This window comes from Soehngenia saccharolytica DSM 12858 (assembly GCF_059568515.1).
Window position 1 is genome coordinate 1 of sequence record NZ_JCANTN010000024.1, and the last position, 22,197, is coordinate 22,197.

Consider the following 22,197-nt stretch of genomic DNA (forward strand, 5'->3'; position numbering starts at 1 on the left):
TTGAAAATAGTAGGTTCTGTTAAAGTTATGCTTTTTTTATCTTTTCTTTTGTTTCCTTTAAAAAACATCCCTTGACATATTACCAGATTGCTTTTAATTGTAAAAAGGCATAAACCATATGTATAAACATAAGGTTTATGCCTGAAAAATCAGTAACACACCTACTAACATAAATGTATAATATATTGTTACAAAAATCAACTACAAAATTATTTTTTGTGTTTTTCAGACAATAACTGTCCGCCTGTTGCTATGTTGTCCATGCTGTTTTCCCTTATCAAAACTGAAAATGCTTCTACTGGGATGCCTAATACTTCATGTGATACATCAGTTAATCGCTTTGCCAATTCCATCTTTTGCTCCCTTGTCATTTGCCCGCCATCGAACTGTATAAATGGCATAAACTCACCTTCTTTCAAAAAAATTCAATTAATTATGAAAAAGCCTTTAGCAAAAGTTTAATCATTATAAAAAATATTGAAATAGTAACAAATATTCCTAGTATTCCATATCCTGAAACTTTAAGTGCTTCTATAAATAAATCGTTCATATCATCAACTCCTAACTTAACAATGCTAGAATAAGTCCGCCTGCTATAACTGAACCAATTTGACCAGCGACATTGGCACCTACTGCATGCATCAATAAAAAGTTCGATGGATCTTCTTTTTGTCCCATCTTATGGATTACCCTAGCAGACATTGGAAAAGCTGATATTCCAGCTGCCCCGATCATAGGGTTGATTTTTTTCTTCAAGAAAATATTCATTATTTTTGCAAATATGACTCCCCCGGCAGTGTCAAATACAAATGCAATTAGTCCCATAGCAATAATCATGAGAGTCTGTGGTTTTAAAAATTGCTCAGCTACCATTGTAGAGCCAATAGTTATCCCTAAAAATATAGTGACCAAATTAGCTAATTCATTCTGAGCGGATTTCGAAAGACTATCCATTACACCACATTCCCTAATTAGATTTCCAAACATTAAAAAGCCTATTAGCGAAACGCTTGATGGTGCAATAATTCCTGAAATAAAAGTTACAATAATTGGAAATAATATTCTTACAGTTTTTGATACCCCCTGAGGTTTATACTCCATTTTTATTCTTCGCTCTTCTTTAGTCGTAAGTGCTTTTATGACAGGTGGTTGGATGATTGGCACTAAAGCCATATACGAATAAGCGGCCACCGAAATTGGCCCTAATAGATTTTTAGCAAATCGTGTCGCGACAAATATGGATGTTGGACCATCTGCTGCTCCAATTATTCCAATTGATGCTGCCTCTTTTAAGTCAAATCCAAAGAACGTCGCTAGACACATAGTAAAAAATATACCAAACTGTGCTGCTCCCCCAAAAAATAACATAATTGGATTTTGAAGTAAAGGCGTGAAATCGATCATAGCTCCTACTGCAATAAAAATGAATAGGGGAAATAATTCGGTTGCTATTCCTGCATCGAATAAAATACTCAATGCTCCTCTTTGCAATATTCCGCCACTTATCTGATCTATTGCCGAAGAAAATGGTATGTTTACAAGCAATGCTCCAAATCCTAATGGCAATAATAAAGTTGGCTCGTATTTTTTGTGGATTGCATAGAAAATAAGAGTTCCGGATATTATGTACATGATTACGTGTTTTGGTGTTATTGACGTCAATCCCAGAAGTAATTGTTCCATTTGGTGTCCCCCTTGTTTAATTAAATTTACCTATTTTAATTTAACACAAAGCATTCATTATATAAAGTAAATTTAAGCAAACATTTGCAAAAATTTTTTTCTCTCGATTTCAGGAACAAGACTACCTCCTGTTGCCCACATCATATAATACGGAGATTTTCCACTGTACAAATCCTTTGTAAATGATATGCCATTAAATCCTGCTAATGATGATGGTTCAATAAATATATTCTCTGAATTATATAACCCTCGTAAGTAATAAAATAATTTCTCATCACTTACAGTAAAACATCCATGTATCATTTTCTCCATAAATTTACCAACAAAGCCAGATGGTCTGCCTACTGCAAGTCCATCTGCACAAGTCTTGTTGTCTAATCCAATATCCAGCACAGAAATCTCATTGTGCTTTTTTGTTGCCAACCCCAATAACATACTCGGAGAATGTGTTGGCTCTGCAAAATAACAATGAACTAAATCATTATAAGCTAGCTTTAGCCCATACAATACACCACCAGGGCCTCCTCCTACCCCGCAAGGTAAAAAAACGACAAGTGGATGCGTTTCATTAGGCTCAATCCCCATTTCTTCTAATTGTTCTTTCACATTCAATCCACCAACTGCATATCCTAAGAACAAATCCTTTGAATTTTCATCGTCTATAAAGAAACTGTTGGGGTCTTTTCCCGATTCCATTCTTCCCATTTCAACAGCTTTTGAATAATCATCTTCATATTCAATTACCTTTACGCCATTTGCTCTTAGCATATCTTTCTTCCATTGTTTAGCATCTATTGACATATGTACTATTACATTAAATCCCAATCTAGAACTTATCATTCCAATGCTTAAACCTAAGTTTCCAGTACTTCCTACTTGAATAGTAAATTGGTTAAAAAAGTCTTTAAATCTTTCTTCTAAGAGAATAGAATAATCATTCTCTATATTTAGAATTCCTTGTTGTACTGCTATATTCTCTGCTATTTTTAAAATCTCATACACTCCTCCTCTGCCCTTTATCGATCCTGCGATCGGCAGTAAATCATCTCGTTTTAAAAGAATTTTCCCTTGTATTTTTTCCCCTGTTTCATTTTCATACCATATTTTATAATCGTCAATCTCGTCTATCTTAGATTCAATAATCCCGCTGTCAAGGTTGAATGCTTTTTTTATAAAAGGCTCAAATCTCTTGAATCTTTCTTTTGCGCCGATCACATCTTCTTTTTTGATTTCCAAATGAGGATATACTTTCTCAAAAGGTTCATAGTCAGGATTTACCCACAATACCTCATTCATCGCTCTAAGGTTTTCTATTAAGTCCATATTGCACCTCCGTTTTATCCTCTAAAATTATCTAAATATCTTTTGACAGACCTATTCATCTCTTTAGCAAAATCAGAATCATATTTTCTTTTATGCAACGCGTTGATGGATTCGGCTTCGTCTTTTGATAAATTTTCTTTCTCATTTCTTGTTTGTATCATTTCCATTAGTTTGTCTTTCCCTAATCTGTTGTATTTATTCTCAAATACCATGTACTCTTTCTCAAATCTATGAGGCTTTTTTCTATCAATTTGCTTTTTTGTTGGGTACCCATAAATCAACATGCTTATTGGCAAAGTATACTGTGGCAATTTTAATAGTTTGGTTACTTCTTCGTAATTTTCCAATATGTCCCCTATATAACAAGAGCCAATTCCAAAAGACTGTGCTGCTAAAACAGTGTTTTGTGCAGCTATTACTGCATCTTGAACAGCAAGCAATAAATCTCCTTCTTGCGGATTTCTTGCATCTATGCCATTGTATTTATATATGTCGTACCATTTTTGATAATCTGCAACAAATACTAAAACCATTGGTGCTTTTGCAATGAACATCTGATTGTCGCATAGTTTTGAAAGTCTTTCCTTTATTTCATAATCTGTTACATCTACAATAGAGTAGAACATCATATTGCCAGCAGTTGGTGCTTCAAAAGCTGCATTTATAATCTCGGATTTTATATCATCTGAAATTAGTTTGTCCTCAAATAACCTTACAGATTTTCTTTCCTTTATTAATTTTATTACTTCGTTCAAAATATCACCCCTAGCATCATATATATCAATTATATAATACTAGGATATCATATACATCAATTATTTATCTTAAGTACACTAAAGCTTCATTATCTATATGTAAGAATAAATTATCTTTTAAATTTATAGCTTCAAAAGTCTTTTTGTCAACTTTTAAAGATATGGAATCCCCTTGCATGTAAGATACATTTTTTACTAATAAATCAAAGCTATTTATAGATTCTATAATATCTAATACTGCTACTTCTACAACTATTTCTCCATTTGAAACCGAACTATTGTTTAATGCTAATAAATTGTCTTTTAGAGCAATAAATGTAAATTCATTGTTTAATAGAGCATCAATCTTATATGAAATTCCCCATCTAGTTGCTTTTATAGTGTTGTTTGTCAGATATTGAATTTCGGAAATATTGTGGTAGCCCAATAATTTTGATACTTTATAATATTTAGGCTCATTGAATATCTCTTTAGTATTCTCATTAATTATTGATTTTCCTTCATCTATGAAAATCATATAATCACAAAACTTGTAGACCTCTTCTCTATTGTGAGTTACCAGCACAACCTCTTTGTTGTATGTCTTCAACAATTCAAATAATTCTACTTCTAAACTTTCCTTCAAGTGAGAATCTAGTGCAGAAAATGGTTCGTCTAATATTAAAATATCTGGATTCTTGATTATTGCTCTCGCTAAAGCCACTCTTTGCTGTTGGCCTCCAGAAAGTTGCTTTGGGTATTTCCTTTCTAATCCCTCTAATTTGAATAGCTTGATCATCTCTTCCAATTTAGGTCTTGTATCTTCTTTTTTCCCATTTAAAGATATTGTTATATTATCCTCTACAGTTAGATGTGGAAACAATGCATAATTTTGAAATAGATAGCCGATATTTCTCTTTTGAGGTTTGATGTTTATATTTTTCTCAGAATCAAACAAAATTTTGTCATTAAGAACAATTCTCCCCTCATCAGGATCAATTATTCCTGCAATGCACTTTAATGTCATGCTTTTCCCACTTCCAGATGCTCCAAAAATACCTAGGTGCAGTCCTTGGTTTTTAAAACTAATGTCAAGAGAAAACCCTTTTACTTTTTTTCTTATATCTACTTCTAAACCCATATTTACTTGTCCTTTACTATTTGTTTTCTTGCGAAATAATTCATCAACAGCATTACTATAAATGATATTGCTAAGACAACCACAACATAATATGTTGCTTGCTTCATATTTCCTGCAGACACCTCTGAATATATTGCAAGGGGCAATGTGCGAGTTTTGTTTTCAATATTGCCTGCAATCATTGCAGTAGCCCCAAATTCTCCTAATGCCCTTGCAAAAGACAGAATGGCACCGCCCAAAATTCCCGGTGATGCCAAAGGTAAAAAAATCTTGAAAAATATCTTCTTTTCTGACATTCCAAGAGTTCTAGCTGCCATTATTAAGCTTTCATCAACTTGTTCAAATGCACCTCTTGCTGTCCTATACATTAGTGGAAAAGCTATGACTATAGCAGCTATTACAGTTGCTTTCCATGAAAATACGATTCTAATTCCCATAAATTCAAGTAAAAATCTACCAATAGGCCTTTTTAATCCAAATATCAAGAGCAATAAAAATCCTACTACTGTGGGAGGAAGTACCAAGGGTATTGTAAATACAGTATCTAAGATCGCCTTAATTCTTTCGCTCTTTATGTCCAAGACCAACTTAGCCGCAAAGATGCCAAATATAAATGTAAAAAATGTAGCAACTGTAGCTGTCTTTAAAGATATCAATATCGGTGAAATCTCCATTCTGTTTCTCCTATTTTATTGGTGTGAAACCATATTCACTAAAAATTTCATATGCTTTTTCCGAGTTTAAAAACTCGACAAATTTCTTTGCACTTTCTATGTTCTCTGAGCTTTTAACAATGCCAACAGGATATATAACTTTGCTGACCATGTTTTCGTCTGCTTCTAAAACTATCTCTACCTCGTCTGCAGAATATGCATCAGTAGAATATACTATTCCAACATCAGCGCTTCTTTCCTTAACCCAATTCAATACTTCCGAAACATTTGTCCCTAAGCTTAACTTCTCTTGTACTTTATCCCATAGATTTAAGTTTGTGAGTAATTCCTTCGCATATTGTCCTGCTGGGACACTAGCTGGATCTCCTATCGCTATTTTATTTGCCTTAAGTAAATCCTCAAAATTTACTATCGATATGTCGCTATCTTTTGGAATTATAACTACAATTTTATTTTCCAACAACTCTTTTATTGAGTCTTTTAGAATGTATCCTTCTTCATTTAATTCATCCATCTGTTTTGTGGCTGCCGATACAAACACATCTATTGGAGAACCTTCTTTTATCTGTTGTTGAAGTTTCCCAGAACTGTCATAAGTAGCTTCAACGATTATATTCTGGTTCTCTTTTTCAAATTCAGGAATTAGTTTTTCATCAAATACATTTTTCAAGCTCGCTGCTGCTGCAATTGTGATTTTTGCATCTTGCTTTTCCTCTGATGAGCAACCTGATAAGACAAATAAAGAAATGCTAATAAGTAAAAAAACTGAGATAAATTTTTTCATTCCTTCCCTCCTAGTGAAATTATTTATAACTAACTAAACCTAACTAAACATAATTAAACCCATTATAACATCATTAGAGATTTTATTAAAGTATTTGTATTACCTATAATCTATGTTAAAATAATTAAAAGGTTGGTGAATGAGATGATTGAAGATGTATTGTACACACCAGAAGAAATTGCTAATAAGTTGAAGTTGACTAAAGGAACAGTCTATGAAATGATAAAAAGAGGAGATATCAATGCTCATAAGATAGGTAGATATCTTAGAATAAGTCAAACTCAATTTGACAATTATCTACAAAAAACTAGTGGATATGATAATATATTTGAAGCCTATATAGAAAAGACAGATGATTCTACTTTTGCCAAAATCAACGACTTGAAAATTGCTGTAGAAACTAATCTAACCGACAAAGTAAAGATATCCATAAAGCCAGAAAATATAATCTTAAGCAAAGGCAATTTTTTATCAAGCGCAAGGAATGTTCACAAGGGTATTGTGAACGATATAAAAAGTGATAACAACAATATATTGGTGACTGTTGACATTGGCATTCCGCTAAAATCTTTGATTACAAAAAAATCTTTAGATGTTTTAAATCTCTCAATAGGTGATGAGGTTTACACTATGTTTAAAGCAATGTCAGTCTATGTATACAAATAGGCTCTATTCGTAGAGCCCATACACATATTTTACATCTTGTACAAGGAGTATTCCTTTTTCGTCTAAACCATTCTTTATTGAATCAACTATTTTTTTTGTCATCTCTGTTTTGCTGATTATCATCACTATCTCTTTTTCAGGTTCTATCTCTATGGAAAAAACTCTACTAGTTTCTTTTTCACCTGCACCTCTTGCATTTATTATTGTAGCTCCAGTCGCACCTCCAAGCTTAGCCATATTTATAACATCTTCTGCCTTACCCTTTTCTACTATCGCTGTAATAACTTGATACATAAAATCTCCTCCACTTTGAATTTCTTCAATTTCCAGTGATGTTTTCTCTTTTATGTCAACCATCTCCAAAATTGGTTTCACAAATGCTATGCCATGGTTTGGCTTATCGAAATTGTATTCTTTTACTAAGAATTGTAGCATATCCGAGGTATACTTCTCAGGAACTAACATACACAATATTTCTTTTCTAATATCTGATATCCCTAAAAAAGCTAATATCTTAGCATCTACACTGCCTTTTCCAATCATTATGTATGTTCCTTTAACTCCATAATTCTTTAAATGCTTAGCTATTTTTGATCCCATGCCATAATTAGTGACTACACAAGCTAGGTTATAATTTTTAGAATCCATTAGTTTCACTCCTTACACACCATCATTTATGTGAATATACTGTCTCTATCAACTTATTATTTATATAATCATATCCTGCTACTTTATGCGGGATTAAACAGTTAGAGCAGTCCTTAACTCCTCTGTTTATTATGTAATTTCCTCCGCATTCATCTAATAAGTACAAAGGACAATAGCAAAACATGCAATTGAACTCATCAGCATTATCTACTTTATGGCATGGGAAGTACTCACATGCTTTATTTGAATAAAATCTAAATGAATTTTCCATTTTTACCCCCAAATTATAATTTATTAAGTTCTTTAAATATATTCACAACAGCAATATTTTCGTAATGACTTTTTATGGCTATTCTTATATGATCTTTGCCAAGGCTTTTAAAGCTCGAGCAAGTCCTTATTAAAACTCCTCTATCTAAGAAGAAATGCAATGCATAGTCTTCATCTTTATTTAAAAGTTTTATCAAAATGAAGTTTGCATCTGTATCATATACAACTATGTTCGAAAGTTTTCTTAATTCTTTCAAAAGAAATTCTCTTTCGTTTTTTATGTATGTTTTACTATCTACAATGTATTTTTCGTCTGTAAACAAGTACTTGGCTATCGATTCCGCCATCCCATTTACACTCCAAGGCATCATAATAGAATTGATTTTTTCAACTAATTCTATAGAGCTACATCCGTATCCTAATCTCAAGCCGGGTAAAGCAAAAAATTTAGTGGCTGCTCTTATTATACAAATATTATCAAAATTATTCTGTTTAAATAATTCTATGCTGTCATAGTCTACAGGGCAAAACTCAAAAAATGCTTCATCAAGCAACAGAGTTGCACTGTTTTTTCTAACTATATCGTAGATAGAGATTACAATATTTTGATCTATTCTAAGTCCTGTTGGATTGTTGGGATTTCCTAAAATAAGCAAATCATTTGGCTGTATTATGCTAGCTATAGTTTCTACATTGATTTTAAAATTATTATCAAAATTTAATCTGATTATCTCTTTATTGTGAATTCTTGCTCTTTTTTCGTATTCAGAAAACGAAGGTATAAAAACAACAACTCTATTCGCTATCATTGTAAAGCTGTCAATTATTTCAACTGCACCATTTCCTACAATCACATTTTCCATATCGCAATCTAAGTAAGATGCCACATCCTTTTTTAATTTCCTGTATTTAATATCAGGATATTTATTCAGTTTTCCTACACTATCATTTATTTCATCCACTATGTGCGAAGGAATGCCTAAAGGGTTTATATTACTGCTAAAGTCGATTAATTTTCCCTTTGAAAATCCTTGAAATGTTTCAATATCAGCACCATGTTCCATTTTATCACCTACATTGACAATTTAAGAAAATAATACAGTATAAGATGTAGCCCTAAAGTCATGTATAAAATGTCTATTGTTGATAGGATGTCCTCTTTGGAAATTGCCCTATCATTATCGCCAATTGTTGGTTTCACAACAAGCTCCCCATTGTAAAAATTGCTACCGCCTAATTGAATTCCCAATAAGCCAGCTACAGCACCTTCAGGATATGCACAATTTGGGCTTTTGTGATTTTTTCTATCCCTAATCATTACTTTAATGCCTCTTTTTACATCATATTTGCCAATTGAACTTATACACATTAATATGCCAGAAAGCCTAGCTGGTATAAAATTAAATACATCATCTGTTTTAGCAGGAAAAAATCCCAAATCTCTGTATTTTTCATTCTTATACCCGAGCATAGAATCCATTGTATTGACAAACTTGTAAACCATTCCCAAAGGAGCCCCAAAAAGCATGATGTAAAAAAGCGGAGCCACAACTCCATCAGAAGTATTTTCTGCAACTGTCTCAACAGTAGCTCTTAAGATCTCATGCTCATTTAAATTTTGAGTATCTCTTCCAACTATAAACGACAGTCTGTATCTTGCTTCTTCTAAGCTCCTATTCAGTGCTTCGTATATTTTTTTCGCCTCATCGCTTAGGCATCTGCCAGCTATAGCACTATAAATCAAATAAATATTGATTAGTCTATAAATTAATGGAAAATTGCTAGTAATCTTGAGAAAGTAATACGGTATGAAAAAACCTATCAATAAATTGAAAACTACTACAACAAATCCGGAAATTTTTAGTCCATTTGAACTGCTTACTTTTCTCCTTATTAGCTTTTCTTCAGAGTTTATCAATTTCCCCATGAGCCTTACAGGGTGCAAAGAATATGGCGGATCTCCAATTAAATAATCCAGTATGACAGCAATAAGTATATCAAGCATTTCTAATCCCCAAAATTTTATAAATATAGTCCAAATCAATATTGTCTCTTAATATCTGAGCCAATCTGTCTATCTCTAAATCTATTTCCTCGGCATCTTGTTTCATTACATTGCACTTCTTATCATATTCTATCAAGCTATCCTCATCTTCAAGTTCGAGATGAGTATATGGCACGACTCCAATCACCGGTATATTAACCAGTTCTTCAATCATTTTAAGTCCAGGTTTTAAAAGATCAATATCTCCCCTGAATTTATTTATCAATATGCCTTTAATTCTCTTTCTTTGAAATTCATCTAGAAGCATTACAGTGCCATATATGGATGCAAAAACTCCGCCTTTATCTATATCCGCTACAAGTATAACTGGAGAATTGGTCATTTCAGCAAGACCCATATTTACAAAATCATCCTCGTTTAAATTTATTTCAGCCGGTGAGCCAGCCCCTTCAATAACAACTAAGTCGTTATCATTTTCTATCTCTTTAAAAACCTCTAACACCATTTTACGCAAGTCTTTCTTATGCTTAAAGTACTCAGTTGCTTCTAAATCTACTACATCTTCTCCTTTTATTACAACTCTTGAGCCGCTATCTGAGTTGGGAATAAGCAATATAGGGTTCATTTTTGGATTTGGATTAACCCTAGCAGCAATCGCTTGAAGATTTTGCGCAGTGCTTATTTTTAAACCATCTTTTGTAATAGTATATTTGTTTGACATATTTTGTGACTTAAATGGATATACTTTGTATCCATCTTGTTTAAATATTCTCAATAAACCTGTACATATTATGCTTTTCCCACTGAAGAAGCAGTTCCCTGTATCATTATGCTCGTCACTTTAACACCTGCTTTGTAAAAATTTATTTTTTGTAATTTTTTAACACCAATAAATACCCTTATATATTCATTATATATCTGCAGAATAAAATATGCCACAGTTTTACCAACGGAACTAAAACTATCACTATCGAAAATTCAAATATCATTATATTGTCAATGGGAGTCGATGTGAAATCTAAGACTATTGCCAATTCTGTAATTAGAGGCTTTATAAATTGCTTCTTTTAGTGTAGTAAAAAATACCTCCAAAATAATACAAATGTACTTATCCGATAGTTTAAAACTTAAAATTAATCAAATAAGTACAGTAAATCCATGCTACATTATGAAGATGTTATAAACACTTAATTTTTTATGGTGCAATAAACTTTCTCTCCTATTTCGTATATATCACTATTTAGAGTGTCCACTTGTAATGTTCCATATTTAGAATTTATGAAATAAGTAATGTAAACTCCTTTAAATTGTTTATCATAAATCTGACCCTCAAAGTCTCCTCTTTGTCTATCTATGCTTATGTTCTCAGGCCTTATCATGCGTTTTTCTCCATTCATCTCAATTATGTTTATCCTACCGATAAAATCTGCAACAAATAATGTCTTAGGGTTTTTATACACTTCCTCTGGCTTTCCAATCTGTTCAATTCTACCTTCATTCATTATGACCACTCTGTCAGAAATACTCAACGCTTCCTCTTGATCATGAGTTACAAATATCATTGTAATCCCAAATTTATGCTGGATTTGCTTTATCTCTTCTCTCATTTTTACTCTTAACTTAGCATCTAAATTGGAAAAGGGTTCATCCAGAAGTAGAACTTTAGGGTTTAATATCAATGCTCTAGCTAACGCAACCCTTTGCATTTGCCCACCACTTAGTTTATTGATATCAGAATAAGCATGTTCTTTTAATCCGATTGTGTCTAACATTTCTTCCGCCATTTTCCTAGCTTCTGATTTTTTTATTTTTTTAAATTTTAGACCATAACTTACATTGTCTATTACATTCATATTCGGAAACAATGCATAGTTTTGGAATACAGTTGCAGTTGGCCTTAAATTTGCAGCTACATTTGTTATATCTTTCCCATCTATTATGATATTTCCACCATCAGGCTTTAAAAATCCACCTATCATTTTTAAAGTTGTAGTTTTACCACATCCACTTGCTCCTAGAATTGTTACAAATTCTCCCTTTTCTATGCCCAGTGTGAAGTTTTCCACTACTAATTTATCTTTGTAACTCTTTTTTAAATTATTAATCTCTATAAACATCGGCTTCACCTCTTCTGAACTTGCCTTTTAATAATGTTGACATTGACAGATTCACGAATATTGTTGTCAAAATTATCATGTTTGCTAAAATACATCCCACTCCCAGATTGCCTTCTTTTATTGCAGAAAAAAGTTGAACTGTAGCAACATCTTTCCCCGGAGAAACTAGAAATATCAAAGCGCCAATTGTAACCATAGTAGAAGAAAAAATATTTATAAAGCTCGTGATAAAAGCTGATGTTAAGAGTGGCAATACTATATCTTTGAGCAAATGAAAATTACTCGCCCCACAATCTTTTGCCGCATTTTCAATCTCTGGATTTATCTTACTCAATGCTTGAGCCCCCGCTTTTGAACTTATTGGAATTTGTTTAAATATGCAGTTTAATATGACTATTGCACTAGTTCCTATCAATAATAGCGGTGGATTTTTAAAAGCTAAAATATATGCAATTCCAAACAATGTTCCGGGCATCATATATGGCAATGTAGCCACAAAATCTATAAAATTTTTCCCCGGTATCTTATTTCGATTAATGCCGTATGCTAGCAATATTCCTATAACACTTCCAGCAATACCACTTACAAAAGAATACTGTATGCTTCTTTTAAAGCTGCTCAGTTTTGCAGAATCTATTTTATCGAAATACTTCAATGTAAAACTTACATTTCCACCGTTAAATGATATAAAACTACCTGAAAATATAGTCAAATATTTCACTACGACAACCAGCATAAAAAAATATGTGACTAACTTAATTACATATTTAATTCCATTAGGTAAATTTAAATAGTCTTCCTCTTCCTGCTCTAATAGATTTGTAGCTTGATACGAAAATACCTGATCCTTTGCCATTTGTTTTCTATATATAAGGAAAAATACCAGAGATGGAACTAGCAAATAAATACTCATTGCAGAAGCTAATGGTATATTGCTCACACCAGTAATATTTAAATATGCTTCAGTGGCAAGTACATTAAATCCTCCTCCTATTACTATCGGTGTACCAAAATCGGATAGGCTAGTCACGAAGCTAATGAAAAATGCAGATAACATACCGTGCTTCGACATTGGAAGTATTATTGATCTCAAAAGGCTTAATTCATCACTCCCTAAATCTCTAGATGCGTGAATTATATTTTTATCGATAGATTCCATAGCCATTATTGTGAATAATGTTGCTCTAGGTATATGTGCAAGAGTCTCCATGATGACAATTCCCATAAATCCGTAAGGATTTATATTTAAGCCCAATAATTTATGTGTTATAAGCCCTCTTTTGCCAAACAATATTATAAATGAGAGTGAATCCACGTATGGAGGTGAAATCATACTTACTAAGAGAATGACCATAATAAATTTCTTAAGATGCCCCTTTGTGAGAGTTACATAGATAGCTATTATTGTAGATATAACAACTGCTATTGTTGCAGAAGAAAAAGCAACAATAAAACTATTATATAGCAGTTTTGTACTTTTAAAAGTAAGGTCTGAATAAGCATCTAAAGTAAATTTTCCATCAACATAAATGCTATTAAATACTACCGCTATTATAGGCCATAAAATAAACAAAAAAATTAAAGCGTAAATGATTATAAATATCAAATTTTCTTTTATTTTAGAAAGAAGGGTATCTGAATTAGATACCCTCGCTAAACTTTTGTTCATAATATCCCTCGCCTATTTTGCTATTTTCTCATTCCAAATACCAAGAATATTATCTCTATCTTCTCCCGCTTTAAACATGTCCACGTCAAGCAATTTGTTTAAATCAACATCTTTTAAAACTTCAGGAATCTCAATATCTTCTCTTACTGGGATTCGTGGGCAGAATTTTGCTATTGTTTCTTGCCCTGATTTTGAAAGAACCCAATCTACAAATTCTTTTGCAGCATCCATATTTTCGGCCCCTTTAAATATTGCTACGGGTGCAACAGTCCATGGAATGCCATCTTCTGGAAAGACATTTGTTACATTTAGTCCTTCTCCTTGAGCTATTTGCTCACCATCTAATGGTGAAATAGCTATTGCGACTTCTCCTGCTAAAACTTTTTGTGGTGGTTCTCCGCCTCTTTGTGGATAATATGGTATATTTTTATCTAGCTCTTCTAAATATTCCCAAGCTTTTTCTTCTCCCCATTCTTGAATCAAAGATGATATTATGCAATAACTTGTTCCAGAAATATTTGGGTTTGGCATTAAAATTTCATCTTTGTATATAGGATTTGTCAAATCAGTCCATTTTGTAGGCATTGGAAGATTTTTTTCTTCTATTACATCATTGTTAACTACAAAACCAGTTGTAACTATTGACATTCCAGTCCAATATCCGTCTTTATCTTTGTATTTATCGCTAATATTTTTCGCTTCTTCCGATACATAGCTTTCAAGTAAGTCTTCTTTAGCTGCAGCCATGAACCCATCAGCTCCACCACCAAACCAAACATCTGCAACGGGAGTTCCCTTTTGTGCTAGCGCTCTTGACAAAACCTCTCCTGATGATATGTCTAAAAACTCCACTTCTATACCGGTATCATTTTGAAATTGTTTGAAGATGTCTTCCTTGTTTCCTATCGCCGCTACGATTTTTAAAGTTTTTTTCTGATTCGCATTGTCAATACTGCTGCTATTAGTACCATTGCTACAAGAAGCTAAACTTAAAAGCATTAATGATGCAACAAGCATTGATATAAATTTTTTCAATTCCAATTCCCCCTTTTATTCTTTAACCCTAGATATATTAGCATAGAGAAAGTTATAATAAAACTTATATTGATTTTTTCTATGATTGAAAGGTTTTATATTGATTTATTCAATTCATTGTTTGTGTCAAATTATGATATATTTCTACTAGTACAAATTTGGAGGTTATATAATGCTTATAGACTTGCATATACACGAGATGAAATACTCCAATGACAGTCATATTTCTTTAGATGATATACTGACGAAAGCCAAAGAAATGGGGCTTGACGGAGTCTGCATCACAAACCACGACAACAATTTCATAAGAAATGAAGTTAATTTCTATAAAGAAAAATATGGAATTACTGTGATTGCTGGAGCAGAAATACTAACAAGGCAAGGCGATGTATTAGTTTTTGTAGATGAGCCATTGCATATTGAAGATTCTAAAATAGATGCAGATGAATTATTGGATTATGTAAATTATAAAAATGGTGTTGGAATAAGCGCTCATCCATTCAGAAATAACAATAGAGGTTTGGGTAGCTTCATAAGGAATATATCAAATAAACTTTCAGCAATAGAATCTTTCAACGGAAGTACTCTTAGTTATCATAACCTATATGGTTTTGCCATGGCAAAAGAGTTGAACATCCCTTCGACAGGCGGAAGCGATGCCCATGTGTTAGATAATGTGGGAAAGTTTGCGACATATTTTAAAGATAAAATACGAGATGAGATTGATTTTATAGACGCTATAAAATCAAGAGAATTTTTCCCTGCAGTTTATATGGGTAATCATTACGAAATAGTAAATTATCTCTAGTTTCCAAAAAAATCTAGCAATAATCTCCTATCAATGCTAAAATGTATTTGACTATGATTGGAGGTTTTATTTTGGAGAAAATCAATGTGGCTCATTTAGTTAAGTCTGAAGATTTAAATCATCATGGTACGCTATTTGCGGGAAGAATGGCTGAATGGTTTGTAGAAGCTTGCTTCATTTGTGCAGCAAAAATCACTAAACGGCCTGAAAATGTAGTTTGCGTTAATATCCATGGACTTACCTTTAATAAGCCAGGCAATAAAGGTGATGTGGTTTATATTCAAACCTATGTATCAAAAATTGGAAGATCTAGCATAACAGTGTATGGAAAAATAACGATAAACGATTCAGATACACTTGTTTCTGATGGTTTTATAACTTTTGTCTTCGTCGATGAAAACGGAAAATCTACACCACATAATATTGTAATGGATGATACCGACGATAAAGAAGAATTAAATGTAAGAGAAAGAGCTAAGCTCTTGAACAAATAAGCACTGCCAACCGGCAGTGTTTATTATATAGTGATTGAAACCTCTTCCCCTTCTTTAGATGTTACTTCTAATAATTTCAAACCTTTATAATGTTTCAAATCTCTTATACTTTTTGATAGAATCTTAAAATCTATGCAATCTAAAACTTCTCGTTGCTCATCTGACATGTGCAGAGAAGTTTTTTTCATTATATAAGGCGTGATATCAAGCCCTAAAATAAGTAGTTTAAAAGGAATTGGCAAGATTATTTTGTTTCCATTTGAATCTTTGATGCGAATTTTCAATTTAAAGCACCTTCTTATTCATCTACTCAACTACTATTTCCACAATGTCCCCATTATCACTTTTTACATCAACAATAGTCCCTTCTAAGCCATTTGAGACTGCGTTTAGAATTTCTTCCAGGTCAATTTCTTCTAATCCTTCAACGCCCTCAATTTTAGGTATTTTCTTTATAGCTTTTCCAAGCGAGTTAATGAACTTAACTGGTATATTTATGTTAACATTATCGCCCTCTCCAGATTTTACTTTAATTTTCAGTTTTTTGTCCTCTTGATTTGTTTGCGAGTAATCTTCTTCTCCCATTCTAAGTGCTTCAATTAGTACTGTAGCTTTCTCTGCGTCAATCTTGCCTTCTTCTACCATCCTCAAGACTCTTAGAATTTCTTCGTTCATAATAAACATCTCCTTAATTATTTTTTATTAATTTTATAGCTTCTTCTGAGCTTATCTCCCCATTTTCAAGTTTGTCGATAATCTCTTTTGCATCGATGGTTTTTTCTTTAGATGGAGTATAGCCTAATGCTGATACCAAATCTTCAATTTTCGCTCTTACAGTCGGGTATGAGATTTTTAACTCTTTTTCGACATCTTTTATATTTCCTCTGCATTTAATAAATATTTCTGCAAAATTTAATTGTTCTTTGCTTAGATAAGAAAACTTTGACAATTCAAAATCGTTTTCTATCACTGTATTACAATTTTTACAAGTCAATTTAGATACTGTTAGTTTAGAATTGCAAACTGGGCATTTAGTTAATATTTGATATCCCAAAAGCATCACTTCCTTTAATTAAAGGATATCATAAATTCAATATAAGTCAACAGATAAATTAATTTTTTTAATCATTAAATTAAATATATTAATTTTAAAATATATATTTATTAATATATTTAATTTTTATTTAATTTTATATGTAATATTTACTGTAGACAATAGTTGAATTGTGAGAATTTTTTTATTATAATAATAGTGAAGATAGTAATATCTAATATAATTATGATAGGAGTTGTTTTTATGAAAGGTTTCGCTATGAAAAAAATCGGCGAAGTAGGTTGGATTGAAAAAGACAAACCAGTATGTGGACCTCTAGATGCTATCGTAAGGCCAATCGCCCTAGCTCCTTGTACTTCAGATATACACACTGTTTATGAAGGAGCATTAGGCGAAAGAGAAAATTTGATTTTAGGACATGAAGCTGTAGGCGAAATAGTTGAAGTCGGAGAGCTTGTGAAAGATTTCAAAGTTGGCGATAAAGTTTTAGTGCCTGCAATAACACCTGACTGGAGTTCTTTAGAGGCTCAGAGAGGATATGCTATGCATTCTGGCGGTATGCTTGGAGGATGGAAGTTTTCAAACATTAAAGACGGCGTGTTTGCAGAGTATTTCCATGTAAATGATGCAGATGCCAACCTAGCATTATTGCCTGAAGGAATGGATCCAGCAGTCGGCGCAATGTTGAGCGATATGGTGCCAACAGGACTACATGGTGCTGAACTTGCTGAAATTGGGTTTGGAGAAGATGTACTCGTAGTTGGTATTGGGCCTGTAGGATTAATGGCTGTTGCTGGATCAGCATTAAAAGGTGCTGCTAGAATACTAGCAGTTGGCACAAGACCAAATTGCGTAAAAGTAGCAAAAGAATATGGTGCCACAGATATAATCAGCTACAAAGATGGCCCAATAGAAGATCAAGTTATGAAACTTACAAATGGCAAAGGAGTCGACAAAGTAATACTTGCAGGCGGAGGAGTCGAAACCTTCAAGACTGCCGTAAGGGTTGTTAAACCCGGCGGAATAGTAGCAAACATAAACTACCTCGGCAGTGGAGATTATATCGAAATTCCAAGACTTGACTGGGGTGTTGGAATGGGTCATATAAAAATTGTTGGAGGCCTTATGCCCGCTGGTAGAATGAGAATTGAAAGACTAGCTAACCTTGTGATGACAAAAAGACTTGATCCATCAAAATTGATAACTCATAGATTTGAAGGATTTGAAAATCTAGATAAAGCATTTGATTTAATGTATAAAAAGCCTAAAGACTTAATTAAACCAGTTGTTCTTATAAAATAAAAGAATAGAGAGCACTCTCTATTCTTTTATTTCGTCTTTGTATTTACCTTTTTTCCTTTGCTTTACGCATTCATTTAAAAGATACTCTATTTGCCCATTTATAGATCTAAAATCATCTTCAGCCCACGATGCAATCTCATCATACAGTTTCTTTGATATGCGAAGTGGTATTTGTTTCTTTCTATCTTCATCCACGCTAATACAAACTCCCACTATTTACTATTGGCTGAGCATCTTTATTCCCACACAATACTACTAATAAATTTGATACCATTTGAGCTTTTCTCTCCTCATCTAATTCTACTACGCCATTTTCATTTAATCTCTGAAGAGCCATTTCTACCATGCCAACAGCTCCATCAACTATCATCTTCCTTGCATCGATTATAGCACTTGCTTGTTGCCTTTGAAGCATTACTGCCGCTATTTCCGGAGCATATGCTAGATAAGTTATGCGAGCTTCAAGTATTTCAATTCCTGCATCTTCAACTCTGCTTTGGATTTCTTGACGAATTCTTTCCGCAACTATTGCGGTTGAACCTCTCAAGCTTCCTTCATCTGGCTCTCCATCACCAGTTGTGTCAATCCCTTTGGCTATGTCATATGGATATATCTTAACTATATTTCTAACTGCGCTATCGCATTGTAGGGATAAATATTCTTTATAGTTATCTACATTGAATACTGCTTTTGCAGTATCTACGACTCTCCACATCACAGCTACACCAATCTCTACAGGGTTTCCCAATGCATCGTTAACCTTTTGTTTGCTATTGTTTAAAGTCATAACTTTTAGAGAGAGCTTTTTACTTGTCCCCAAAGGATAAGTCTTTCCATCAATTGTTATATTAGCCTTCCCCTTATTGCCTGCATCCACATCTCCGCTTTGTCCTAGCTTAGTTTGTGCTGCGGGGTTTATTGATGTTGAAAATGGATTTACAAAGAAAAATCCAGCTTCTTTTATTGTACCAGTGTATTTCCCAAATAAAGTCAAAACCAGTGCTTCTTGAGGTTTTATAACCTTTAGCCCAGCATATAGAATGCATCCTGCTATAAAACCTATGGCCCCCAAAATTATTAGAGTTACTCCTAATACAGTGCTTTTCCCTACAGTATTTCCACCATAAATCATGGCTAATATTGATAAAATCTGTAATGCAATAATTGAAAATAAAGCCACCATTCCGTTCTTTGGTTTTAGAATTTTTTCTTCCATAAAAAGATACATCTCCTTATTTATATTATTTTGATATCACAATTATATCACTTCATATAAATAAGTCAACATATTTTTCTATATTTTTCTAGAAATATCCATTTCTATTCTTCCATCTTTAATTTCAATTATTCTATCTGCTTTTTCAGCGACCCTTTTGTCATGAGTTATTATTATAAAAGTTGTCTTGTATCTTTGATTTATATCTCTCAACAAATCATATACAATCTCAGTTGTACTCGAGTCTAAGTTTCCTGTGGGTTCATCGCCGAGTACAATCTTTGGTTCATTTATTAAAGCTCTCGCTATTGCAGTTCTTTGCTGTTGTCCACCTGAAATATCTGTAGCCTTATTATTTTTTACTTTGCTAATCCCAACTATTTCCATCAATTCTTCAGCTCTTGATATTGCTTCTTTAGTTATATTCTTGTTTTTAATTCTATAGGGAATAAGAATATTCTCCATAACAGTAAATTCAGGTAATAAATAGTGAAATTGAAATATAAATCCTATAAATTCATTCCTTAAAACTGCTAATTCATTTTTATTCATATTTAATATGTTGATTCCATTGATCTCTACATCGCCACTCGTAGCTCTATCAAGTGTCCCCATTATGTTCATCAATGTTGACTTTCCACTCCCAGATTCACCAATTATTGAATTAAATGTGCTTTCTTCAAAATCCAAGTTGATGTCAAAGAGCACTTGTGTTTTTATCTTATCTCCATATACCTTATTGATATCCATTAACTTCAATATTTTAGCCATTCTTTATCACCTCTATAGGATTGAGTTTAGATGTGTTTCTAGCAGGAATAAGTGCAGCAATCATAGATGCGACTATAGCAATTAATGCTGACATGCCAATAAAATTATAATCTAGATAAAAAGGAACTAGGGAAGTTCCATCAGGACTTTTTACAAATATCGAGAAAATATAAGTTAGCAATACCCCAAATATGCTGCCTAATATGGCTCCAACAGTTCCCAATATCAGCCCTTGAAATAGAAAAATAAAACTAGCTTGATTGTCCTTTATGCCCATAGCTTTTAGTATGCCTAATTGTTTGGATTTCTGAACTACAGAAATGGCCAAAACTGATGATATGCCAAGCAAAACTGCTAATAAAACAAAAACTTGAATCATAATGCTCGACGCAGACTGACCAGAGAGACCAGAAAGCAATTCCTCATTTTCTTCTTTCCAATTTACAACATCTACTGAAGAATTATTCAAATTGTTCTTAATTTCTTCTGCTATGGTATCTGCTTTAAACACATCGCTAACTTGCATTTCTATAGATGTAAGTTGGTTGTCGTTTACAAATATAGCTCTTGCTCCTTCTATTGGCATGACAATCCAAGTCTTATTTAAATTTGAAACTTTTAAGTCAAATATGCCTGATATTTTTAATCTCTGGTTTACTCCTTCAGGAGTAAGTATTTCTATCTCATCTCCTATTTTTAAGTTGTTATCTGTTGCAAGAGTCGCTCCAATTAAGGTTTCATTTTGTAATTGTGGAATATTTCCTTCTATTAGTTTATCGCTAAATTCGTAAATCATATTAGCATCTTCAAATTCCAATCCTCTTAATAGAATAGGATAGGTGTCTCCATTTATATTAATAAAAGCTGAATTGTCATATGATTCTGAAACCGCTGTTAAATTGTCATTTGTTTTTAGAGTATCCAATAAAGCTCTATCTTCTAAAAAATACTTATCCTTTCCTGCTGGCACTATGGTAATTTGTGAAGCATTTCCTATTGTTTTATCAACTAGAGATATTTGCAATCCGTCAATTAGAGAACCAATAAAAATCTGAACTGCTACTCCTATTATTATTCCTATTAAGATTAACGTTGTCTGTCCCCTATTTGATCTCAAAAACCTATAAGCAATGCTAAAGGCTAATCTCATAGATTTTCCCCCTTACTGAATTTAAGGATTTCGTTAAAATTGGATAGTAGATAATCTCCACCAATTCTTTTATATACTTGAGGATCTGAAACAAATGCGTACCCTCCTAATATGATTTCCCCACTGTAATTATCTTTTTGCCTTAATCTGTCTATTGCTCTTTTAGCCTCAATTAAGTTGTAATAGTTAGTTACACTCATTGATATATATTTAGGCTTTAAATGTTCTACAGCTAGGGACAGCGTATCCTCAGGTGTATTAGCTCCTATATGGGTTGTATTAAATCCAGCAATTGTAAAAAAATCCGCCGCCATCCTAGCGCCTATCTCATGCTCTTCAAATTTTGGACATAACACTATTATATTTTCTTCATGTTTAATCCTAAAGTTTTCTCGTTCTTTCAAAACAAAGCTGTAAGAATTCTCTACAATTGTCTTTATGATCCCACTTCTTACATGCTCCCTCCATATTAGTTCCTTAGGGTCATTTTCAAACTCATAAATTACGCTATTTAACGATGGCGCAAGTATGTTTTCATAAAGTTCGATTACGCTTATTTCTTTTAATAATCCCATCGCAAATTTGAATGATTCTTCTTTATCCTCTTTCTTCAGCAATTCAACAAATTTGTCATAATAATTATTCAAAATCTT

27 protein-coding genes are annotated in these 22,197 nt (G+C 32.8%); 4 read left to right on the forward strand and 23 right to left on the reverse strand.

Annotated features, from left to right (window positions below; all coding sequences use genetic code 11):
* Window positions 1-209: 209 nt before the first annotated feature.
* The 7 genes from dmpI to modA form a co-directional block, all read right to left on the reverse strand.
* Entirely contained in the window at window positions 210-401 is a 192-nt protein-coding gene (gene dmpI / locus BO51_RS07260; protein ID WP_496485374.1) for a 4-oxalocrotonate tautomerase DmpI, read from the reverse strand.
* 160 nt (window positions 402-561) lie between these two features.
* Window positions 562-1,683, reverse strand: coding sequence for a sodium ion-translocating decarboxylase subunit beta (locus BO51_RS07265; RefSeq protein WP_496485376.1), 1,122 nt, complete (start codon window positions 1,681-1,683; stop codon window positions 562-564).
* A gap of 72 nt (window positions 1,684-1,755) precedes the next feature.
* Window positions 1,756-3,006 carry a D-serine ammonia-lyase gene (gene dsdA, locus BO51_RS07270; protein WP_496485378.1) on the reverse strand — a complete coding sequence of 417 codons (1,251 nt, stop codon included), beginning with the start codon at window positions 3,004-3,006 and terminating at the stop codon, window positions 1,756-1,758.
* Between the two features lie 14 nt (window positions 3,007-3,020).
* Window positions 3,021-3,761 (reverse strand): nitroreductase family protein, encoded by a 741-nt coding sequence (locus BO51_RS07275; protein ID WP_496485379.1) that lies wholly within the window; start codon window positions 3,759-3,761, stop codon window positions 3,021-3,023.
* Between the two features lie 64 nt (window positions 3,762-3,825).
* Entirely contained in the window at window positions 3,826-4,881 is a 1,056-nt protein-coding gene (locus BO51_RS07280; protein WP_496485381.1) for a sulfate/molybdate ABC transporter ATP-binding protein, read from the reverse strand.
* Between the two features lie 2 nt (window positions 4,882-4,883).
* On the reverse strand, window positions 4,884-5,555 hold the full coding sequence (modB, locus tag BO51_RS07285) for a molybdate ABC transporter permease subunit (protein ID WP_496485383.1): 672 nt from the start codon (window positions 5,553-5,555) through the stop codon (window positions 4,884-4,886).
* Window positions 5,556-5,565: 10 nt separating this feature from the next.
* Entirely contained in the window at window positions 5,566-6,339 is a 774-nt protein-coding gene (gene modA / locus BO51_RS07290; protein ID WP_496485385.1) for a molybdate ABC transporter substrate-binding protein, read from the reverse strand.
* A 144-nt stretch (window positions 6,340-6,483) separates the two neighbouring features.
* Between modA and BO51_RS07295 the strand changes: the two genes are divergently transcribed.
* A complete protein-coding gene (locus tag BO51_RS07295) occupies window positions 6,484-7,005 on the forward strand; it encodes a helix-turn-helix domain-containing protein (RefSeq protein ID WP_496485387.1) in 522 nt (173 codons plus the stop codon).
* A 3-nt stretch (window positions 7,006-7,008) separates the two neighbouring features.
* On the opposite strand, the gene BO51_RS07300 is transcribed toward BO51_RS07295, so the two are convergent.
* From BO51_RS07300 to BO51_RS07335, 8 genes are all read right to left on the reverse strand, one after another.
* On the reverse strand, window positions 7,009-7,653 hold the full coding sequence (locus BO51_RS07300) for a P-II family nitrogen regulator (RefSeq protein WP_496485388.1): 645 nt from the start codon (window positions 7,651-7,653) through the stop codon (window positions 7,009-7,011).
* Between the two features lie 22 nt (window positions 7,654-7,675).
* Entirely contained in the window at window positions 7,676-7,924 is a 249-nt protein-coding gene (locus BO51_RS07305) for a cysteine-rich small domain-containing protein (protein ID WP_496485390.1), read from the reverse strand.
* 13 nt (window positions 7,925-7,937) lie between these two features.
* Window positions 7,938-8,987 (reverse strand): pyridoxal phosphate-dependent aminotransferase, encoded by a 1,050-nt coding sequence (locus tag BO51_RS07310; protein ID WP_496485392.1) that lies wholly within the window; start codon window positions 8,985-8,987, stop codon window positions 7,938-7,940.
* Window positions 8,988-8,995: 8 nt separating this feature from the next.
* On the reverse strand, window positions 8,996-9,928 hold the full coding sequence (cbiB, locus tag BO51_RS07315; protein WP_496485394.1) for an adenosylcobinamide-phosphate synthase CbiB: 933 nt from the start codon (window positions 9,926-9,928) through the stop codon (window positions 8,996-8,998).
* Window positions 9,921-10,703: a cobyric acid synthase gene (locus BO51_RS07320; RefSeq protein WP_496485396.1), complete on the reverse strand. Its 783-nt coding sequence runs from the start codon at window positions 10,701-10,703 to the stop codon at window positions 9,921-9,923. Before BO51_RS07320 ends, cbiB begins: the two co-directional genes overlap by 8 nt.
* Window positions 10,704-11,115: 412 nt before the next feature.
* Window positions 11,116-12,045, reverse strand: a complete 930-nt coding sequence (locus BO51_RS07325; RefSeq protein WP_496485398.1) for an ABC transporter ATP-binding protein — start codon at window positions 12,043-12,045, stop codon at window positions 11,116-11,118.
* The gene (locus BO51_RS07330) at window positions 12,029-13,714 is read right to left on the reverse strand and encodes an ABC transporter permease (RefSeq protein ID WP_496485399.1); all 1,686 of its coding nucleotides are present in this window, start codon (window positions 13,712-13,714) and stop codon (window positions 12,029-12,031) included. The genes BO51_RS07325 and BO51_RS07330 overlap by 17 nt, the downstream gene beginning before the upstream one ends.
* Window positions 13,715-13,726: 12 nt before the next feature.
* Window positions 13,727-14,749: an ABC transporter substrate-binding protein gene (locus tag BO51_RS07335; protein ID WP_496485401.1), complete on the reverse strand. Its 1,023-nt coding sequence runs from the start codon at window positions 14,747-14,749 to the stop codon at window positions 13,727-13,729.
* A gap of 172 nt (window positions 14,750-14,921) precedes the next feature.
* Between BO51_RS07335 and BO51_RS07340 the strand changes: the two genes are divergently transcribed.
* Together BO51_RS07340 and BO51_RS07345 are read left to right on the forward strand one after the other, a co-directional pair.
* The gene (locus BO51_RS07340; protein ID WP_496485403.1) at window positions 14,922-15,557 is read left to right on the forward strand and encodes a PHP-associated domain-containing protein; all 636 of its coding nucleotides are present in this window, start codon (window positions 14,922-14,924) and stop codon (window positions 15,555-15,557) included.
* Between the two features lie 71 nt (window positions 15,558-15,628).
* Complete coding sequence (locus BO51_RS07345) at window positions 15,629-16,051, forward strand: acyl-CoA thioesterase (RefSeq protein ID WP_496485405.1); 423 nt, start codon at window positions 15,629-15,631, stop codon at window positions 16,049-16,051.
* A 23-nt stretch (window positions 16,052-16,074) separates the two neighbouring features.
* Here the strand turns inward: BO51_RS07345 and BO51_RS07350 are convergent, their stop codons facing one another.
* Genes BO51_RS07350 through BO51_RS07360 form a run of 3 tightly spaced genes read right to left on the reverse strand, consistent with a single transcriptional unit; the run spans window position 16,075 to window position 17,105 of the window.
* Window positions 16,075-16,335, reverse strand: a complete 261-nt coding sequence (locus BO51_RS07350; protein ID WP_496485407.1) for a hypothetical protein — start codon at window positions 16,333-16,335, stop codon at window positions 16,075-16,077.
* 22 nt (window positions 16,336-16,357) lie between these two features.
* Window positions 16,358-16,726, reverse strand: coding sequence for an SHOCT-like domain-containing protein (locus BO51_RS07355; RefSeq protein ID WP_496485409.1), 369 nt, complete (start codon window positions 16,724-16,726; stop codon window positions 16,358-16,360).
* A 13-nt stretch (window positions 16,727-16,739) separates the two neighbouring features.
* Window positions 16,740-17,105 carry a DUF2089 domain-containing protein gene (locus BO51_RS07360; RefSeq protein ID WP_496485411.1) on the reverse strand — a complete coding sequence of 122 codons (366 nt, stop codon included), beginning with the start codon at window positions 17,103-17,105 and terminating at the stop codon, window positions 16,740-16,742.
* Between the two features lie 243 nt (window positions 17,106-17,348).
* Between BO51_RS07360 and BO51_RS07365 the strand changes: the two genes are divergently transcribed.
* Window positions 17,349-18,407: an NAD(P)-dependent alcohol dehydrogenase gene (locus BO51_RS07365; protein WP_496485413.1), complete on the forward strand. Its 1,059-nt coding sequence runs from the start codon at window positions 17,349-17,351 to the stop codon at window positions 18,405-18,407.
* 18 nt (window positions 18,408-18,425) lie between these two features.
* Here the strand turns inward: BO51_RS07365 and BO51_RS07370 are convergent, their stop codons facing one another.
* From BO51_RS07370 to BO51_RS07390, 5 genes are all read right to left on the reverse strand, one after another.
* Window positions 18,426-18,602, reverse strand: a complete 177-nt coding sequence (locus BO51_RS07370) for a type II toxin-antitoxin system antitoxin (protein ID WP_496485415.1) — start codon at window positions 18,600-18,602, stop codon at window positions 18,426-18,428.
* A 1-nt stretch (window position 18,603) separates the two neighbouring features.
* Complete coding sequence (locus tag BO51_RS07375; RefSeq protein WP_463261544.1) at window positions 18,604-19,623, reverse strand: SPFH domain-containing protein; 1,020 nt, start codon at window positions 19,621-19,623, stop codon at window positions 18,604-18,606.
* A gap of 78 nt (window positions 19,624-19,701) precedes the next feature.
* Window positions 19,702-20,394, reverse strand: coding sequence for an ABC transporter ATP-binding protein (locus BO51_RS07380; RefSeq protein WP_496485417.1), 693 nt, complete (start codon window positions 20,392-20,394; stop codon window positions 19,702-19,704).
* On the reverse strand, window positions 20,387-21,544 hold the full coding sequence (locus BO51_RS07385; protein ID WP_496485419.1) for an ABC transporter permease: 1,158 nt from the start codon (window positions 21,542-21,544) through the stop codon (window positions 20,387-20,389). The genes BO51_RS07380 and BO51_RS07385 overlap by 8 nt, the downstream gene beginning before the upstream one ends.
* Window positions 21,541-22,191, reverse strand: a complete 651-nt coding sequence (locus tag BO51_RS07390) for a cobalamin B12-binding domain-containing protein (RefSeq protein ID WP_496485420.1) — start codon at window positions 22,189-22,191, stop codon at window positions 21,541-21,543. Before BO51_RS07390 ends, BO51_RS07385 begins: the two co-directional genes overlap by 4 nt.
* Window positions 22,192-22,197 lie beyond the last annotated feature (6 nt).

Excerpts from the sequence above, each read along its gene's own strand:
- dmpI (WP_496485374.1), bottom strand. The coding sequence starts at position 401 with ATGCCATTTATACAGTTCGATGGCGGGCAAATGACAAGGGAGCAAAAG.
- BO51_RS07265 (WP_496485376.1), bottom strand. The coding sequence starts at position 1,683 with ATGGAACAATTACTTCTGGGATTGACGTCAATAACACCAAAACACGTA.
- dsdA (WP_496485378.1), bottom strand. The coding sequence starts at position 3,006 with ATGGACTTAATAGAAAACCTTAGAGCGATGAATGAGGTATTGTGGGTA.
- BO51_RS07280 (WP_496485381.1), bottom strand. The coding sequence starts at position 4,881 with ATGGGTTTAGAAGTAGATATAAGAAAAAAAGTAAAAGGGTTTTCTCTT.
- modB (WP_496485383.1), bottom strand. The coding sequence starts at position 5,555 with ATGGAGATTTCACCGATATTGATATCTTTAAAGACAGCTACAGTTGCT.
- modA (WP_496485385.1), bottom strand. The coding sequence starts at position 6,339 with ATGAAAAAATTTATCTCAGTTTTTTTACTTATTAGCATTTCTTTATTT.
- BO51_RS07295 (WP_496485387.1), top strand. The coding sequence starts at position 6,484 with ATGATTGAAGATGTATTGTACACACCAGAAGAAATTGCTAATAAGTTG.
- BO51_RS07300 (WP_496485388.1), bottom strand. The coding sequence starts at position 7,653 with ATGGATTCTAAAAATTATAACCTAGCTTGTGTAGTCACTAATTATGGC.
- BO51_RS07305 (WP_496485390.1), bottom strand. The coding sequence starts at position 7,924 with ATGGAAAATTCATTTAGATTTTATTCAAATAAAGCATGTGAGTACTTC.
- BO51_RS07310 (WP_496485392.1), bottom strand. The coding sequence starts at position 8,987 with ATGGAACATGGTGCTGATATTGAAACATTTCAAGGATTTTCAAAGGGA.
- cbiB (WP_496485394.1), bottom strand. The coding sequence starts at position 9,928 with ATGCTTGATATACTTATTGCTGTCATACTGGATTATTTAATTGGAGAT.
- BO51_RS07325 (WP_496485398.1), bottom strand. The coding sequence starts at position 12,045 with ATGTTTATAGAGATTAATAATTTAAAAAAGAGTTACAAAGATAAATTA.
- BO51_RS07330 (WP_496485399.1), bottom strand. The coding sequence starts at position 13,714 with ATGAACAAAAGTTTAGCGAGGGTATCTAATTCAGATACCCTTCTTTCT.
- BO51_RS07340 (WP_496485403.1), top strand. The coding sequence starts at position 14,922 with ATGCTTATAGACTTGCATATACACGAGATGAAATACTCCAATGACAGT.
- BO51_RS07355 (WP_496485409.1), bottom strand. The coding sequence starts at position 16,726 with ATGAACGAAGAAATTCTAAGAGTCTTGAGGATGGTAGAAGAAGGCAAG.
- BO51_RS07365 (WP_496485413.1), top strand. The coding sequence starts at position 17,349 with ATGAAAGGTTTCGCTATGAAAAAAATCGGCGAAGTAGGTTGGATTGAA.
- BO51_RS07375 (WP_463261544.1), bottom strand. The coding sequence starts at position 19,623 with ATGGAAGAAAAAATTCTAAAACCAAAGAACGGAATGGTGGCTTTATTT.
- BO51_RS07380 (WP_496485417.1), bottom strand. The coding sequence starts at position 20,394 with ATGGCTAAAATATTGAAGTTAATGGATATCAATAAGGTATATGGAGAT.
- BO51_RS07385 (WP_496485419.1), bottom strand. The coding sequence starts at position 21,544 with ATGAGATTAGCCTTTAGCATTGCTTATAGGTTTTTGAGATCAAATAGG.